This is a genomic window from Luteimonas yindakuii (assembly GCF_004803715.2).
Taxonomy (GTDB): Bacteria; Pseudomonadota; Gammaproteobacteria; order Xanthomonadales; family Xanthomonadaceae; genus Luteimonas; species Luteimonas yindakuii.
In genome coordinates, this window is the sequence record NZ_CP039383.2 from 1,955,252 (window position 1) to 1,972,488 (window position 17,237).

Below are 17,237 nucleotides of genomic sequence, written 5' to 3' on the forward strand. Positions count from 1 at the left end.
GCCGCAGCTAGCCGCTGCAGCCGGCCAGCGTCAGCTCCTGGCCGGGACGGATCGCATACGACGGGGCGCGCAGCTCGTTGGCGCGCGCAAGCGCGCCCAGGTCGCAGCCATAGCGCTGCGCGATGCGTCCCAGCGTCTCGCCACGGTTGACCCGGTGCCTGCGCGCGGCAGGCGCTGCCGGCGCGTCAGTGACGGGGGCGAGAGTCCCCGCACCCGCCATCGGCATTGGCTCGAGCGCACCAAGGCGCACCACCGCGTTCGCGGGATCGCTGCGCACCAGTTCGTGCGCGAGTTGCGCGCGTGAGCCGCGCGTACACCAGCGGTTGTAGAGGTTGACCACGCGCGTGGTGGCGTTGAGCTGGGTACCGGCCGGGATCATCTCGTCGGCGCGATAGCGCGGATTGAGGTTGCGCAGCACGCGCATGTAGCCCGGCGGCGAACCGCTGCTGCCCAGACAGATGGTCAGCTCGTAGATCGTCGCCGGCTTCTGCAGCGCAAGCACTGCGGGGCGTGTATCGACATCGGGGAACTCCAGCCCGTAGCGGCGCGGATGCAGGAACAGCCACGCCGCGGCGATCACCATCGGCACGTAGTCGCGGGTCTCCGGCGGGAACTGGCTGTACACCGATTCGTCCCAGAAGTTGGTGCCGCCTTCATTGAACACGCGCCGCGCGCGGCCCTCGCCGCCGTTGTAGCCGGCAAGGGCGAGTTCGATGTTGTTGTCGAGCTCGCGCATGCGCTCGGTCAGGTAGCTGGCGCTGGCCTGCGAGGCGGCATAGGGGTCGTAGCGGGTGTCGAAGCCGGTGGCATCCGGGCCGATGCCGAAACGGCGGCCGGTGGCATACATGAACTGCATCGGCCCGGCGGCGCCGGCGCGCGACGTGGAGTGCACGCGGCCGTTGGATTCCTTGGCCAGGATGCCGAACAGCAGCGCCTCGGGCAGGCCCGCCTTCTCGAAGTTGGGCCACATCTGCGGGCGCATGTACTGGTAGTTCTCGTAGCTGGTCAGCAGCTGGACGCGCATGTCGGTGAGCCAGCGACGGATGCCTTCCTGCACCGCCGGGTTGAACTGCACCATCGTGGCGAAGCGCTGGCCGTCGGTGAGCAGTGCCGCGGCCTGCGCGCCGGCCGGCACGCTCGCCCCGCCCGGCAGGGTGCCCATGCCATCGGGATCGGGATCGAATGGATCCGCCTCCTCGCCCTCGGCCGGCACGTTCGCCGAGTCCGCGCCCGCCTTGAGCAGGCGCTTGAAGGTGGTGACGTAGGCCACCGGATCGCAGCCACGCTGGCGGCCGCACTCCACCATCACGTCCTCCATGTCCTCCAGCGCGGCATCGCCTTCGGCGGCGGCACCCGGCTCCTCGTTGCGCACCCGCACCATGGCCTCGCGGTAGCGCAGCTCGGCCTGGTCCATGCGTGCCTGCAGCGCATCGGCCGAGGCGCGGTCACGCCGTGACTGCGCGGACGCTTCCGGAACCGCCAGGAACGGCACGATGGCGACGGCGAGCAACAGGCAGACCGGAAGGCAGCGTGCGCGGAAAGCGGAACAGGTGGCTGCGCGGGACATGCGATCTTCAACGGCGACGGGAGTGGCAGGGTAGCGGCGACCAGCGCACGCGGGCAAACCCGCCACGGCCAGTGTGACGGGCGCCTCACGTAGAATCATCGGCGTCAGATGCGCGGGAGCGTTCATGGATCCGATCCTCGTTGGCAAGTCGACGACCACCGCCGACGGTGCGCCGGTGGTGCTGCAGCCCCGCTACGGCAACCGGCACGGCCTGGTGGCAGGCGCCACCGGAACCGGCAAGACGGTCACCCTGATGACCCTCGCCGAAGGTTTCTCGCGGATCGGCGTGCCGGTCTTCATCGCCGACGTGAAGGGTGACGTGGCCGGCCTGGCCGTAGCCGGCGACGACAGCCCGAAACTGCGCGAGCGCGTGGCGGCGATCGGCATCGACGATTACCGGCCGGAAGGCTGCCCGACCGTCTTCTGGGACCTGTACGGGCGCCTTGGCCATCCGGTGCGGACGACGGCCAGCGAAATGGGCCCGCTGCTGCTGTCGCGCATCCTCGAGCTCAACGACACCCAGGCGGGCGTGCTCGACATCGTGTTCAAGCTCGCCGACGACCGCGGGCTGCTGCTGCTCGACCTCGCCGACCTGCGCGCCCTGCTGGCGCTGGTGGCGGAGGAACGCAAGACGGTCTCGGCTGAATACGGCCTGGTCAGCGCGCAGACCGTTGCCGCCATCCAGCGGTCGCTGCTGCGCCTGTCGCAGGACGGTGGCGAGGCGTTCTTCGGCGAACCGGCGCTGGAACTGCACGACCTGATGCGCGTCGACCACCCCGGTCGTGGCGTGGTCGGCATCCTCGCCGCCGACCAGCTGGTGCTCAAACCGCGGCTGTATTCGACGTTCCTGCTGTGGCTGCTGTCGGAGCTGTTCGAGACGCTGCCCGAAGTCGGCGACCTCGACCGGCCCAAGCTGGTGTTCGTGTTCGACGAGGCGCACCTGCTGTTCGGCGATGCCCCAGCGCCGCTGCGCCAGCGCATCGAGCAGGTGGTGCGGCTGATCCGGTCCAAGGGCGTGGGCGTGTACTTCTGTTCGCAGTTCCCGGATGACGTGCCCGGCGAGATCCTCGGCCAGCTCGGCAACCGCGTGCAGCACGCTCTGCGCGCATTCACCCCGCGCGACCAGAAGGCGGTGCGGACGGCGGCGGAAACCTTTGTCGCCAACCCCGGCCTTGACGTGGCGCAGGCCATCGGCCAGCTCGGTACCGGCGAGGCGCTGGTCTCCACGTTGCAGGACACCGACCGTTCGCGTGCCGTGCCGTCCGCGGTGGAGCGCACGCTGATCGCGCCGCCGCGTTGCCGGATGGGGCCTATCAGCGACGCCGAGCGCGCGCGCCTGCGCGCCGCCAGCCCGGTCGGCGCGAAATACGAAGCCGCGGTCGACCGCGAATCCGCTGCCGAACTGCTGGCACGCCGGGCGACCGCACAAACGGAAGCAGCCGATGCGCCGAAGGCGGCAGCGCGAAACGAAGGTGGTGTCGGCCAACGCATCAACGAGTGGCTGTTCGGCACCAGCCGCCGCCAGGGCGTGATCGAGGCCGCGGGCAAGCAGGCGGCACGGACCATCACCAACCGGATCGTGCGCGGGGTGCTTGGCAACTTCCCCGCCGGGCGCCGCTGAACGATGCGGACCCGTCGTTTTCCCGATGCATCGCACGTCGCCCTGGCGCTGCTCGCTGCAGCGTGCCTGCTGGTGGTCGCCGGTTGTGCGCGCGAACCCACGGACGATGTGGAACCAGCGGCCGCGCTGACCGTCGCCGGCGCCGGTGCGGGCAGCGTCGACGGCCCGGCTGTCGACCCGTCGCCCCCCTCCACCGAAGGCGTTTTCGAAGGTGCCCTGCCCTGCGACGGTTGCGATCACGCGCAGGCCGTCGACGCCACCCTGCACCTGCGGCCCGATGGCGGCTTCGAACTGATCGAGCGCCAGGCCGACGGTGGGGAGACCATCGAACATGCGGGGGTCTGGTATGCCAGCGACGACGGCCGCGCGATCCTGCTCGCGGACGACCACGGCCATGGCCATCGCGTGTTTGAATGGCAGGGCGACGATGCGTTGCGCCTGTTGCCCGATGCGCCGGTGGACGATGCCGAGCCGGTGGTGCTGGTGAGGGCGGACTGATGGGTCGCTGGCGACCGCCACCGGAAAAAAGCACGGCGCTGATCACCCGCGACGGCCACGAACGGTTGAAGCGCGAGCTGGACGAGCTGTGGCGCCAGCGCCGTCCGGAGGTGGTGCGGGCACTGGCCGCGGCGGCCGCCGAGGGCGACCGCTCCGAGAATGCCGAATACACCTATCGCAAGAAGCAGCTTGCCGAAATCGACCGCCGCGTGCGCTATCTCTCGAAACGGCTGGAACAGCTGCGCGTGGTCGACGAGGCTCCATCGGATCCGGACGCGGTGTTCTTCGGGGCCCGGGTCGAACTGGAAAATGCCGCGACCGGCGAGGTCCACCACTACCGCATCGTCGGACCGGACGAGACCGATGCGCGCGACGGGCTGATCAGCATCGACTCGCCGCTGGCGCGCGCGTTGCTACGCAAGCGCCTCGACGATGAAGTCGAGGCGATGCTGCCGGCGGGGCCGGTGACCTTCGTGATCGCCGACGTGAGTTACGCCGACGATACGGCCGCCCAACCGTAGGCCCGCATCAGCCGATCAGGCGAGCGCGCCGATCACCGCATCGGTGAACGCCGGGATGTCGTCCGGCTTGCGGCTGGTGATCAGGTGCCCGTCCGTCACCACCTCGGCATCGCGCCAGTCGGCACCGGCGTTCTCCATGTCGGTGCGGATCGAGTGATACGAGGTCAGCTTGCGACCCTCGACCACGCCGGCCTCGGCAAGCAGCCACGGACCATGGCAGATCGCCGCCAGCGGCTTGCCCGCGCGATCGAACGCCTGCACGAACGCGACGGCATCGGCGTCGGTGCGCAGGCGATCGGGATTGATGACGCCGCCCGGCAGCACCAGCGCGTCGTAATCATCCGCGCTGGCATCGCCAAGCACCCTGTCAACGGCGACGGTGTCGCCCCAGTCCTTGTCCTTCCAGCCGCGGATCTCGCCGCGCTCCGGCGAGATCACCTCGACGTCGAAGCCCGCCTCCTTGAGGCGGCGGCGCGGCTCGAGCAGCTCCGACTGCTCGTAACCATGGGTGGCGAGGATGGCGACGCGCTTGGCATTGGCCATGGGGGGGCACTCCGGTGACAGGGGCCGACGAGGCTCCACCATCCACGGTCACCCGGCCGTGAATCAGGCCGTGCCGAGCACCGGCAACAGATCGGCCTCGACCTCGCCGTACAGGTCGTGCTCGTCGCTGCCGAGGATGCGCACGTCGACGAAATCCCCCGGCACGAGGCCGGCCGCCGCGCCGTCCTGGATCTGCACCAGGCCGTCGATCTCGGGCGCATCCGCCCGCGAACGTGCGAGCGCAAGCTCGCCGTCGATGGCATCGACGATGCAGCGCTGGACGCTGCCGACGCGGGCATCGAGGCGCGCGGCCGACACCGCGGCCTGCCGCTCCATGAAGCGCGCCAGGCGTTCCTGCTTGACCGCTTCGTCGACCGGATCGGGCAGCAGGTTCGCCGCGGCGCCGTCGACCGGCGAGTAGGCAAAGGCGCCGACGCGGTCGAGCTGGGCTTCGTCAAGGAAGTCGAGCAACGCCTCGAACTCCGCATCGGTCTCGCCCGGAAAACCGACGATGAAGGTCGAGCGGATGGTCAGCTCGGGACAGATCGCGCGCCAGCGCTGGATCCGTTCCAGCGTGCGATCGACCGCGCCCGGGCGCTTCATCAGCTTGAGGATGCGCGGGCTGGCGTGCTGGAACGGGATGTCGAGGTACGGCAGCAGCTTGCCTTCGGCCATCAGCGGGATGACATCGTCGACGTGCGGATACGGGTAGACGTAATGCAGGCGGGTCCAGACGTCGAGCTCGGCCAGGCCCTCGCACAGCGTCTTCATCCGCGTCTGCCACGCGCGGCCGCGCCATTCGCGCTCGGCGTAGCGCAGGTCGACACCGTAGGCCGAGGTGTCCTGCGAGACCACCAACAGCTCGCGCACGCCGCCGCGCACCAGGCGCTCGGCTTCGCGCAGCACCTCGTCGACCGGCCGCGACACCAGGTCGCCACGCATCGACGGAATGATGCAGAAGCTGCAGCGGTGGTTGCAGCCCTCGGAAATCTTCAGGTACGCGTAGTGCTTCGGCGTCAGCTTGATGCCGGTGTCGTTGTCGTCGCTGCGCAGCGGCACCAGGTCGAGGAAGGGATCGTGGCGCGGCGGCGCGGCCGCATGCACGGCCGTCATCACGCTGGCGTAGTCCTGCGGCCCGCTGATCGACAGCACGTCCGGATGCGCCTCGCGGATCAGCGCCTCGCGCTTGCCCAGGCAACCGGTGACGATGACGCGGCCGTTCTCGGCCATGGCTTCACCAATCGCATCCAGCGATTCCTCCACTGCCGCATCGATGAAGCCGCAGGTGTTGACCACCACCACGTCGGCATCGTCGTAGCTCTGCACGAGGTCGTAACCCTCGACCCGGAGCTGGGTGAGGATGCGCTCGGAATCGACCAGCGCCTTGGGGCAGCCGAGACTGACGAAACCGACCCTGGGGCCGGGGTTCCGGGAAGACATGGGGGTGGACATGGGGACCGTAGAGGTGACGCGCGCGACCGGCGATTATACGGTGCCGGGGGCCGCCCACCGGCTCCGGCGGGTGGGCGGTTCAGCCTCGCAACGGCTCACGCGGCGGCCGCTAGAATCCGGGACGTTCGCAGCGGGAGCACGGCATGGGCAGGGACATCGCGATCGGCTCGGCACACGGCAGCATCGGTGGATGGCGCGCGCAGTCGCCGGGCGCACCCCGCGGCGGCCTCGTGGTGGTGCAGGAAATCTTCGGCGTCAACGCGCACATGCGCAGCGTCGTCGACCGCTACGCCGCCGAGGGCTACACCGCGATCGCGCCGGCGCTGTTCGACCTTGTCCAGCGCGACGTCGAACTGGCCTATGACGATGCCGGGTTCTCGCGCGGCCGCGAGCTTGCCGGCACACTCGGCTTCGATCGCGCGGTCGCACTGGTCGAGGCCACCGCAGGCGTCCTGCGCGATGACGGCCTCGCGGTCGCCGTAGTGGGATTCTGCTGGGGCGGAAGCGTCGCCCTGCTCGCGAACACGCGCCTCGGCCTGCCTGCTGTCAGCTATTACGGTGCGCGCTCGCTGCCGTTCCTGGACGAGCCGCTGCGCGCTCCGATGCAGTTCCACTTCGGCGCCCACGACCCCAGCATTCCCGCCGACGACATCGAACGGCACCGCAACGCATATCCCGACGCCGAGCTGCATGTCCATGCCGACGCCGGACATGGTTTCAACCGCGACGTCGATCCGCGTCACTTCATCCCTGCAGCGGCATCGCTCGCCCACCAGCGCACGCTGGCGTTCCTGCGCCGCGTGCTGCCCGAGGCCTGACCAACATGGACACCGCCGGCTACCACCTGCACCCGCAACTCGCCGCCGACAGCCATCCGCTGGCGACGCTTGCACTGAGCGAGCTGAGGCTGATCGACGACGCCAACTATCCATGGCTGGTGCTGGTGCCGCGGGTTGCCGACGCGGTCGAACTCATCGATCTCGGCCGCGACCAGCGCGTGCAGCTGACCGACGAGATCGACTTCGCCGCGCGCCTGCTGCGCGCCGCAGTGCGTCCGGACAAGCTCAATGTCGCGGCACTCGGCAACATGGTGCCGCAGTTGCACGTGCACGTGATCGCGCGTTTCCAGGACGACCCGGCATGGCCGGCGCCGGTCTGGGGCCGGCTGGCCGCCAGGCCGTACGCACCGGAAGCGCTGGTCGAGCGGATCCGCAACTTCCAGCGCGCGATGGCCGATCTCGCCGGCGGCGCGTAGGCCGCTCAGGTACGCGGCAGGGTGACGCCGGTCTGCCCCTGGTACTTGCCGCCACGGTCGCGGTAGGACGTCTCGCAGACCTCGTCGGACTGGAAGAACAGCATCTGCGCGACGCCCTCATTGGCATAGATGCGCGCCGGCAAGGGTGTGGTGTTGCTGAACTCCAGGGTCACATGCCCTTCCCACTCGGGCTCGAGCGGCGTCACGTTGACGATGATCCCGCAGCGCGCATACGTGCTCTTGCCCAGGCACACCACCAGCACGTCGCGCGGGATGCGGAAGTACTCCACCGTGCGCGCCAGCGCGAACGAGTTCGGCGGGATGATGCAGACGTCCGACTCGATGTCGACGAAGCTCTTCGGGTCGAAGTGCTTGGGGTCGACGATGGTCGAATTGATGTTGGTGAACACCTTGAACTCGCGCGAGCAACGCACGTCGTAGCCGTAGCTCGACGTGCCATAGCTGACGATCCGCTGGCCACCCGCGTCCTGCTTGATCTGCCCCGCCTCGAACGGCTCGATCATCCCGCCGGGCTGTTCGGACATGCGGCGGATCCAGCGGTCGCTCTTGATGGTCATTCGAAGGTTCCTGCGGCCTTGCGGCGAGACGCGCATTGTGGCCGCGCCACTCACCCGCGTCACCATCAAGCGCCACGAATGCCGCGATATCGCTACTTGCAATGCACTGCGCTGGATCACGACAACGCCATCAGTGCGACGGCACCACACGCAGTGCGTTGCAACAGTTGACCGGTCCAGGAAGAGGGTTGCAAACGTCAGTGCACTGTGGCACTAATGTTAAACGCCTGTTAAACAACTGTTGCAACCTAACCCGGTTCATTCGGGCATAGGGGTAACGGGCGTCTCAACTGAAATCAGGGGATCTTTCTCGATGACCAACCGCCAAAGCCTCGCTCCGAGGCTGAATACGCTGAGTATTGCCCTTTCGATGGTGATGCTCGCGACCGCACCCACCGCCTTCGCCCAGGACCAGAGCGAGCAATCCCGCCCGGCGTCCACCCAGGCGAGTACGCTCGATACCGTGACGGTCGTTGGCTCGCGCATCAAGCGCGCCGAGATCGAGGGTCCGGCACCCGTGACCGTGATCACGCGCGCGGACATCGACCGCGAAGGTTTCCAGACTGTGGGCGACATGCTGCAGTCGTTGACCCAGCAGAGCACGGCCAATTTCACTGGTGATCTTGCAGTGAGCGGCTTCACGCCGAATGCCCAGGTGGTGAACCTGCGCGGCATGGGGCCCGGATACACGCTGACCCTCATCAACGGTCGCCGCCCGCCCGACTACCCGCAGCCGTACAACCGCGACAACAACGTCGTCAACGTCCGCATGATCCCCAGCGCCATCGTCGAGCGGGTGGAAGTCCTGACCGGCGGCGCCTCGGCGATCTACGGATCGGACGCGGTTGCCGGCGTAGTCAACATCGTTACCCGCAAGAACTACGACGGCAACCAGATCCGCGTGACTGCCGGCACGACTGCGGAAGGTGGCGGCGACTCGGTCGCATTCGAATACACCGGCGGCTCGACGGGCGACCGCTGGAGCACCCTGTACGCGCTGCAGTACAACGCCAACGAGCCGGTGTTCGCGAGCCAGCGCGAGTTCCTCGCCGATACCCGGAACAACCCCTATGGACTGACCGCGAATCCGAACCTGGCGCTGGTGGCACTGAGCCTCGGTGGCGTGGCGGCACGTGCGAACCACAACGCGGTTTACGACGCGGCCGCATGCGATGCGTTCGGCTACACCACTGTGACGACCCCTGCGCGCGGCACCTACTGCGGCAGCTTCACCCAGCCTGCTTCGCGCTCGATCTCGAACAAGCAGGAGACCTGGGCGACATACGTGTCGGGCACCTTCGACGTCACCAACACGCTGCAATTGTTCGGTAGCGCTTCGTTGTACACATCGGAAGCCTCGTCGGGCAGCGGCACCGAATTCTGGGGCACGTCGGGCGACCGCTTCACGGCGAATCCCTCGGGTGCGGCGACCGGCTACTACTACGACGCCGCGTATGGCGACTTCTTCCAGCTGCAGCGCGTTTTCAATCCGTTCGAGCTGGGTGGCTCCGAAGCCGCCACGACGCTGTACGACGAGAACTATTTCGACCTCACGTTCGGCGTCAATGGCGTGTTTGGCCGCTTCGACTGGGAAGCCAGCGCCAACTATGGCGAGTACGAGTACGAGAACGACCGCCCCCGCCTGTTGGCAAAGCCGGTGCACGACTACTTCCTGGGGCCGCAGCTGGGCAACCGCAGTAACGGCGTGCCGATCTACGCGTTGAACCTCGCCCGCTGGAACTCGCCGATTACCCCGGAGATCTATCGTTCCTTCGCCACCCGGGTGAAGAACATTTCTGAAACCTCCTCCGGCACGGTCAACTTCAACTTCTCCGGCGACCTGTTCGATTTGCCGGCCGGACCGTTGAGCATTGCGGGCGTGGTCGAGGGTACCCGTCAGACGATGGACCTGATCAGCGATCCGCGAACGGACCAGATGCGCCCGCTCGATGAGCAGACCATCTACAACCTGACGAGCTCCGGCTCCACCAGCGGTGAGCGCGACCGGTATGCAGTCGGCGTGGAGTTCCGTGTGCCGATTCTGGATTCGCTCACTGCGAACCTGGCCGGCCGCTACGACAAGTACGACGACATCACCGCCGTCGATGGCGCTTTCACCAAGACGTTCGGCCTCGAATGGCGGCCCTTCTCGAGCCTGCTGCTGCGTGGCTCGTACGCCACGAGCTTCCGTGCCCCCGACATGCAGATGGTCTTCGCGGAGGGCGCTGCTTCGTATTCGAGCGTTCTCGACGAATATGCCTGCCGTTCCGGCCAGTACCTCGGCCAGACCACAGGCCCGCGCACTGTGCCTACCTGCCAGCAGTCCGGCGACCTGACCCAGTACCAGACGCAGAGCCGCATTGCCGGCAACCCGGGGCTCAAGGAAGAGGAAGGCGAGAGCTGGGGCTACGGCTTCGTGTGGGACATCATCGACAACATGTCGTTGTCGGTCGACTACTACCGCATCCGACTGGAAGACAAGGCCAGCCAGGTGACCGCGGCGTACATCCTGCAGAACGAGGCTAATTGCCGCCTCGGCGTCAAGCGCGACGGCACTGCGTTCGAGAACGGACCCGATTCGGCGTTCTGCCAGAACATCTACGGGCTCATCACCCGCACCGTGGCCCCCGGCACAGCGCTCGACGGGCGGTTGCAGGCACTCAACACCGCCTACATCAACACGGCGTTCCAGGAGGTCAGCGGTGTCGATGCGAACTTCCGATACCGCCACACCACTGACCGTTGGGGCCGTTTTGACCTCGACCTCGGCTACACGCTCCGCCTGACCGACAAGTCGAAGCAGTTCGCCGATGACGAATTGGTCGACTATCGCGACATGTGGGATTACGACCCCCGTTCGCGCGTGCGTGGCTCGCTGGGCTGGAGTTCCGACGACTGGAGCGTGACGCTGTTCGGCACCCGCCTGGGCGCCAACCAGAACTGGGCCGAGACCGACCGCCTGCGGCCGTACATCACCTACAACATGCAGGTTGGACATCGGTTTACGCCCAATACCAAGGTCGAATTCACGGTGGTCAACCTCACCGACAACCAGTACCGCTTCGACGAAACCTACACGTCGTATCCGTACTTCTACTACGCCAATGGTGCGGACCCGCTGGGTCGTCGCTTCTTCATCTCCATGACCCATCGCTTCTGATTTCGTAACTCGCGAAGAGACAAGGCCCGGCGCTGCCGGGCCTTGTCCTTTGTGCTCCACACATCACGGAGTCGAACAGGTAGATCAATGACCATCCCAACCAGGATCTATGCTCTTGCGCTGGCAGGACTTGCCGCGATGCCCGCGCTTGCACTGTCTCAGCCCCCGATCGAGGACTTCGTCAAGCGTCCGCTCTACGGCGCGGTGCAGATTTCCCCCGATGGAGAGCACCTCGCACTCATCACCGACCTTGGCGAACAGGATGTGTTGACGGTGCTTCGCACCGCCGATCTGCAGCCGGTCAAGGTCAATATCCTGCCCAACAAGCAGAGTGTCGGCGAGTTCCATTGGATCTCCCAGGACCGATTGTTGTTCAACGCCGTGCGCAAAATGGGTGGCTATGCCCAACCCTTCATGACCGGCGAGTGGTTCGCGGTAAACGCAGACGGATCGCAGGCGACGCCGGTGATCTTCTACGGCACGCGCAGCGCATCGGAACGTTCAAAGAGCGTAGGGGCCGAGCGGTTTACGCTCCTCGACCCGTTGCCGGACGACCCCCGTAACGTGCTCATGCAATCCCGCTTCCCGCGTTCCACCGAGGGCGCGAGTACCGAAGTCGTTCGAGTGGACACCGTATCCGGGCGCCGCACCGTGCTTGCAGTCGCTCCCAAGGCGAACTGCTCGATTTCCCTCGATGCGGACAAAGCCCCCCGATTCGCAGTCTGTTCCTCGTCGCGCAACGAAGAGGGCGAGTATGAGGAGCGTACAGAGCTGTATCGCCGCGATGGAATGAGCTGGACGCTGATCAATGCTTCCCGCTCGGAAGGCAAGCACCTCTGGGTCGTTCGAACCACACCACAAGGCAGGATCTACGCCCTGCAGAGCGACGACAAGCCAGGCGCGATCGGCACGATCAACGCCGAGACTGGTGAATTCACCGAGCTCTTTCGCGACGACATCGCCGATATCGAGCGGTTTGTGTGGTCCACGGACGAAGCCGCCCTGATCGCGGTTACCACCATGGCCGGGGCACCGCGGGTAACGATGATCGATGAAGATCATCCCGATACCGAACTCTACCAGTCCCTGGCGGCCGCTTTCCCCGGCAAATACGTCGATTTCTCAAGCCACACAGTCGATGGACGACAGATCGTGGTCTCCGTCCGTAGCGATACCGATCCGGGTGAGCTGTATCTTTACGACCGCGGGACTGGCAGCGCCCGATTCCTCATGCGGAACCGCGAATGGGTGGACCCTGCGCAGTCGGCAAGCGTGAAGCCCTTCGCATTCCAGGCGCGGGACGGACAACTCCTACACGGCTACCTGACGTTACCGAATGGCTCCGACGGCAGGAACCTTCCGCTGATCGTCAACCCGCACGGCGGGCCCATCGGTCCGCGCGATGCCTGGGGCTACAACCCGGAGACCCAGCTGTTCGCCAGCCGTGGATACGCCGTGCTGCAGGTGAACTTCCGGGGTTCGGGTGGCTACGGCCGCGGGTTTCAGGATGCCGGCCACCGGCAGTGGGGCCAGGGAATCCAGAACGACATCATCGACGCAACCCGTTGGGCGATCGCCCAGGGCCATGCCGATGAGGACAGGATCTGCATCTACGGTGGCAGCTTCGGTGGATACTCGTCGCTGATGGCACCAGTACGTGCGCCCGGTCTTTTCAAGTGCGCGTTCGGCTACGTCGGGGTCTACGACGTCGACATGATGTTCAAGCGTGGGGACATTCCGCAGAATGATTCCGGTCTGCGCTACCTGCGCAGAACCCACGGCACGAGTGCAGCCGAATGGACGGAGAATTCGCCGGCTCGACGGGCGGCCGAAGTCAGGATCCCTGTGTATCTCGCCGCAGGCGCTCGTGACATGCGCACACCGCCCGAGCAGACCGAGCTCATGAATCGTGCACTTACGGCAGCGGGCAACCCTCCGGAGGGGATGATCATCCAGTCCGGGGAAATGCACGGCTTCTACGATGAGGACGCGCGCCTCAAGCTGTACACGGAGATGCTCCGCTTCTTCGACAGGCACATTGGGGCGACGGTCCACCAGAGGGCGTCCACTTCGGGCGATTGATCCTTGGGTCACCCGGGCCAGGTTTTCGCCCGGGTGACCCACCGTGTTCTAGGTGGATGGCGCCAGGGCTCGTCTTACCTCAGAGCAGCGACGCCCCGATCGATACCGGAGCGCGCGGGCGCTTTTCGAGTTCCTCCACCAATCGGCGCGCCACGGCGACGTAGGCCTGCGCTGCCGGCGAACCGGGCGACGCAGCGACGACCGGCGCCCCCGCATCGCCCTGCTCGCGGATGCTGCGCTCCAGCGGCAGCGAGCCCAGCAGCGGCAGGCCGTACTGCTCCGCCATGCGCTGGCCGCCGCCCTCGCCGAACAGATGCTCCACGTGCCCGCAGTTGGAGCACACGTGCTGCGCCATGTTCTCGACCAGGCCCAGTACCGGAATCGACACCTTCTCGAACATCCGCAGCGCCTTGCGCGCGTCGAGCGTGGCAACGTCCTGCGGCGTGGTGACCACGACCGCTCCCGCCACCGGGATCTTCTGCGCGAGCGTGAGCTGGATGTCGCCGGTGCCGGGTGGCAGATCCACCAGCAGGTAGTCGAGGCCGGCATCGCCGCCCCACAGCGTGTCGTGGAGCAGCTGTGTCAGGGCGGAGGTCGCCATCGGGCCGCGCCAGATCATCGGCGTGTCGGCCTCGACCAGGAAGCCGATCGACATCGCCTCGATCCCGTGCGCCCGCATCGGCTCGATGTGCTTGCTGTCGGGACTTTCGGGGCGGCCCGAGAGGCCAAGCATCATCGGCACGCTCGGCCCGTAGACATCGGCATCCAGCAGGCCCACGCGGGCACCGTCTGCTGCCAGGGCCAGTGCGAGATTGACCGCCGTGGTCGACTTGCCCACCCCGCCCTTGCCCGAGCCGACGGCAATGATGTTGCGGATGCGGGGCAGCGGTGACAGGGGCGGCTGCGGAGCCCGGGCCTTGATATGCATATCGGTCAACTGGAAGGGGGTGGGACATTGTCCCACCCATTCATGCGCACGGCGTTTCTTTCTGGCGTACTAGCCCCTCGTCGGTCAGGCAGCGCAAGCGTCCTGGCACCTACGGATTGCGACGAAAACTCCTTGGACTTCAGCTTTTTGCTACCAGGAGTTCTCAATGAAATTGCACCCAACGCGTTCACGGTTGTGTACCGCCCTGTTGGCGGCCCTGATAATCCCCTGCGCCGGCGCCGCGGCCCAGGATGAAGACCCCGAGTCGAGTACACAGCAGTCGCCACGCACGCTTGACCGCGTGACGGTGACCGGCTCGCTGATCCCGCAGGCGCAGATCGAGACCTTTACTCCGGTAACCGTCATCACCGCGGAAGACATCCAGTCCCGCGGATTTGCCGCGATCTCCGATGTCCTGCAGCAAAGCGCCTTTTCCACCGGTGGCGTGCAGGGTTCGCAGTCGTCGGCATCCTTCACCCAGGGCGCCGAAACCATCAGCCTGTTCGGCCTGCCGCCGGGCTATGTAAAGTACCTCATCGACGGCCGTCCGATGGCGAGCTACCCCGCCCTCTACAACGGCAGCGACACCTTCAACAACATCAGCGGCATCCCGATCGACCTCGTCGAGCGCATCGAGATCCTGCCGGGCGGGCAATCCTCGCTGTACGGGTCGGATGCGATCGCGGGCGTGATCAACGTGATCCTGAAGAAGGAAATGCAGGGCTCCGCCTTGAACATCCGCGGAGGCACGTTCACCGAAGGTGGCGGCAACAGCTTCCGCGCCAGCTTCTCGACCGGCTTCCAGTCCGCGGATGGGCGCACGAACGCCCTGCTCGGCGTCCAGTACGAGGAACGCGACCCGATCTGGGCCTATGACCGTGATCTCACGCGGCAGTTCTTCACCCAGGGCAGCTCGCCACCGCTGGCCAGCCGGGATTACCTGGTGCTGAGCCCGTTCACCAGCTACAAGTTCCTCGATCCGGCCAATTGCGCCAACGTCAGCGGACAGTTCGGCGGCACCGTAGGGCTGCAACGGCGCCCCGGATTCGGCGACGAGTATTACTGCGGCTCGTTCTATACCCCCGGCTACCGCACCCTGCGCAACGGCAAGGAGGCCACGCAGATCTACGGCAACCTGACCTTCGAGATCAACGAAGGCATGCAGCTGTACGCCAACGTTCTGCATTCAGACGAGAAGGTCGACTACCACGTGGGTTCCAACTTCACCTGGTGGGGCAGCAACACCGAGTCGATGGGTTATTACTACTACGACCCCAATCTTGACGACTACCTCAGCCTGCAACGTGCGTTCGCGCCGGAGGAGATGGGCCCGGGCGGATTCCGCAACACGATGCAGCACGACGACAGCAAGTCGACCCGCGTTGCGGTCGGCCTCAACGGCGTGTTCGGCGATTCGGCGTGGGATTACGACGTTGGCTACACCCGCACCGACTACAAGCTCGAGGAGGTCGCCTTCGTGCGCTTCGCCGAACCGATGGACAACTATTTCCGCGAACGCGTGCTGGGGCCGCAGCTCGGCCTGGACCCGACCTACGGCTTCTACCCGGTCTACTCGCCCGACTACGCCGCCTTCTACCAGCCCATTTCTCCGCAGGACTTCGCCAGCCTGACCGGCTATGCGACCACCGAATCGAAAACGGTGGACCAGATGCTGCGCTTCCAGGTCACCAACACACAGCTGTTCGAGCTACCCGGCGGCGACGCCGGGCTTGCGGTGGTGGCCGAGGTCGGCAACCAGGAATGGCGTTATGACCCGGACCCGGGTTACCTCGACGGCACGATCTGGGGCACCACGGCGGTTTCGGGCGGTGGCGAACGCGACCGCTACGCGCTGACCACGGAGCTGCGGATGCCCGTGCTCGAACCACTGACCGTCACCCTGTCCGGGCGCTACGACGCCTTCAAGCCGGAAGGCGGCGGCACAATCGACAAGCCGACCTACAGCCTCGGCCTGGAGTACCGCCCGTTCGAGGAACTGCTGATCCGCGGCAAGTACGGCACCGCGTTCCGCTCGCCGACCTTGTCCGACCTGTACCAGGGTGAGAGCGGCTTCTTCATCGCCGTCACCGACTACTACGCGTGCTCCCTGCTGGGGTTCGAACCCGGCAACACGGACGCGTGCCCGGCGGCGCTCAGCAATCGCCAGGTCTTCGGCACCCAGGAGGGCAATCTCGACCTGCAGCCGATCAACGCGGATGTCTGGAGCGTCGGCGTGGTCTGGTCTCCCGTCCCGCGGATGTCGATCAACGTCGACTACCACAACTGGGACATCGCCGACGAGGTCACCCAGCAGAGCACGGACGCCCTCATGCTGCAGGAATATCGATGCCGCACCGGGCTCGACGACATCAATTCACAGCTGTGCACGACGACGCTGTCACAGGTCACGCGCAACCCGGCCACCGACCAGATCACCGAGATCTACACGCCGAAGATCAACGTCTCGCGACAAACGCTGGAAGCGGTGAGCGCAGGCATCAACTACGCGATGGACGTCGGCATCGGCGCACTGACCTTTCGCGGCAACTACACGCAGAAGATCGATCACCAGTACCAGCAGTACGCGGAAGATCCGTACATCGACCTGTTGAACAACCCGTTCTGGAGCACCGATCCCAAACAGAAGGCCGATGCCTCGATCACCTGGGCAACCGACCATTGGGCATCCACGGTGTACGCCAACTGGTTCAGCGAAACCCCGAATTACCGCTCGGAAGTGCTGGCGCATTACGACGACCCGCTGGCGCGCAAGCTGCCTTCGCACCTGATCTACAACGCGTCGGTTTCGTTCTCGCCGATCGAGCCGCTGCAGTTCTCGCTGCTGGTCAACAACGTGTTCAACAAGATGCCGCCGATGGACTGGTCGTACCCCGGCACCACGGGCGCGCCGTACAACGAGAACAATTTCAACGTGTACGGGCGCGCCTTGTACCTGGAAGCACGCTACCTGTTTGGTCGGAACTGATCGCCGACCCCCCAACGGCCCCGGGATCCGGGGCCGTTGTCTGAGA

13 protein-coding genes are annotated in these 17,237 nt (G+C 66.2%); 8 read left to right on the forward strand and 5 right to left on the reverse strand.

Translation table 11 applies throughout. The annotated features are described in order from the left end of the window. Positions 1-7: 7 nt before the first annotated feature. Complete coding sequence (locus E5843_RS08920) at positions 8-1,567, reverse strand: transglycosylase SLT domain-containing protein (RefSeq protein ID WP_136412451.1); 1,560 nt, start codon at positions 1,565-1,567, stop codon at positions 8-10. Between the two features lie 124 nt (positions 1,568-1,691). Between E5843_RS08920 and E5843_RS08925 the strand changes: the two genes are divergently transcribed. From E5843_RS08925 to greB, 3 genes are read left to right on the forward strand one after another with little or no spacing between them, the layout of a single operon-like run. Further along, on the forward strand, positions 1,692-3,188 hold the full coding sequence (locus E5843_RS08925) for a helicase HerA-like domain-containing protein (RefSeq protein WP_141065929.1): 1,497 nt from the start codon (positions 1,692-1,694) through the stop codon (positions 3,186-3,188). A 3-nt stretch (positions 3,189-3,191) separates the two neighbouring features. Next, positions 3,192-3,686, forward strand: coding sequence for a copper resistance protein NlpE N-terminal domain-containing protein (locus tag E5843_RS08930; RefSeq protein ID WP_136412452.1), 495 nt, complete (start codon positions 3,192-3,194; stop codon positions 3,684-3,686). After that, positions 3,686-4,207 carry a transcription elongation factor GreB gene (greB, locus tag E5843_RS08935; protein ID WP_136412453.1) on the forward strand — a complete coding sequence of 174 codons (522 nt, stop codon included), beginning with the start codon at positions 3,686-3,688 and terminating at the stop codon, positions 4,205-4,207. Before E5843_RS08930 ends, greB begins: the two co-directional genes overlap by 1 nt. Before the next feature lie 15 nt (positions 4,208-4,222). Here the strand turns inward: greB and E5843_RS08940 are convergent, their stop codons facing one another. After that, the gene (locus E5843_RS08940) at positions 4,223-4,750 is read right to left on the reverse strand and encodes a type 1 glutamine amidotransferase domain-containing protein (RefSeq protein ID WP_136412454.1); all 528 of its coding nucleotides are present in this window, start codon (positions 4,748-4,750) and stop codon (positions 4,223-4,225) included. Positions 4,751-4,813: 63 nt separating this feature from the next. After that, complete coding sequence (gene rimO / locus E5843_RS08945; RefSeq protein ID WP_136412455.1) at positions 4,814-6,190, reverse strand: 30S ribosomal protein S12 methylthiotransferase RimO; 1,377 nt, start codon at positions 6,188-6,190, stop codon at positions 4,814-4,816. Between the two features lie 155 nt (positions 6,191-6,345). Between rimO and E5843_RS08950 the strand changes: the two genes are divergently transcribed. Next, on the forward strand, positions 6,346-7,020 hold the full coding sequence (locus E5843_RS08950) for a dienelactone hydrolase family protein (RefSeq protein ID WP_136412456.1): 675 nt from the start codon (positions 6,346-6,348) through the stop codon (positions 7,018-7,020). A 5-nt stretch (positions 7,021-7,025) separates the two neighbouring features. Continuing rightward, a complete protein-coding gene (locus tag E5843_RS08955) occupies positions 7,026-7,457 on the forward strand; it encodes an HIT family protein (protein WP_136412457.1) in 432 nt (143 codons plus the stop codon). 5 nt (positions 7,458-7,462) lie between these two features. Here the strand turns inward: E5843_RS08955 and dcd are convergent, their stop codons facing one another. Beyond that, positions 7,463-8,035, reverse strand: coding sequence for a dCTP deaminase (gene dcd / locus E5843_RS08960; protein ID WP_100322393.1), 573 nt, complete (start codon positions 8,033-8,035; stop codon positions 7,463-7,465). A 313-nt stretch (positions 8,036-8,348) separates the two neighbouring features. Between dcd and E5843_RS08965 the strand changes: the two genes are divergently transcribed. Beyond that, positions 8,349-11,195 (forward strand): TonB-dependent receptor domain-containing protein, encoded by a 2,847-nt coding sequence (locus tag E5843_RS08965; protein ID WP_134673650.1) that lies wholly within the window; start codon positions 8,349-8,351, stop codon positions 11,193-11,195. A gap of 87 nt (positions 11,196-11,282) precedes the next feature. Next, the gene (locus E5843_RS08970) at positions 11,283-13,277 is read left to right on the forward strand and encodes a S9 family peptidase (RefSeq protein ID WP_134673651.1); all 1,995 of its coding nucleotides are present in this window, start codon (positions 11,283-11,285) and stop codon (positions 13,275-13,277) included. A gap of 79 nt (positions 13,278-13,356) precedes the next feature. Here the strand turns inward: E5843_RS08970 and apbC are convergent, their stop codons facing one another. Further along, positions 13,357-14,205 carry an iron-sulfur cluster carrier protein ApbC gene (gene apbC, locus E5843_RS08975; protein WP_134673652.1) on the reverse strand — a complete coding sequence of 283 codons (849 nt, stop codon included), beginning with the start codon at positions 14,203-14,205 and terminating at the stop codon, positions 13,357-13,359. 166 nt (positions 14,206-14,371) lie between these two features. Here apbC and E5843_RS08980 point away from each other — a divergent pair, with 166 nt between their 5' ends. Next, the gene (locus E5843_RS08980) at positions 14,372-17,191 is read left to right on the forward strand and encodes a TonB-dependent receptor plug domain-containing protein (RefSeq protein WP_208002208.1); all 2,820 of its coding nucleotides are present in this window, start codon (positions 14,372-14,374) and stop codon (positions 17,189-17,191) included. The last annotated feature ends 46 nt before the right edge of the window (positions 17,192-17,237 follow it).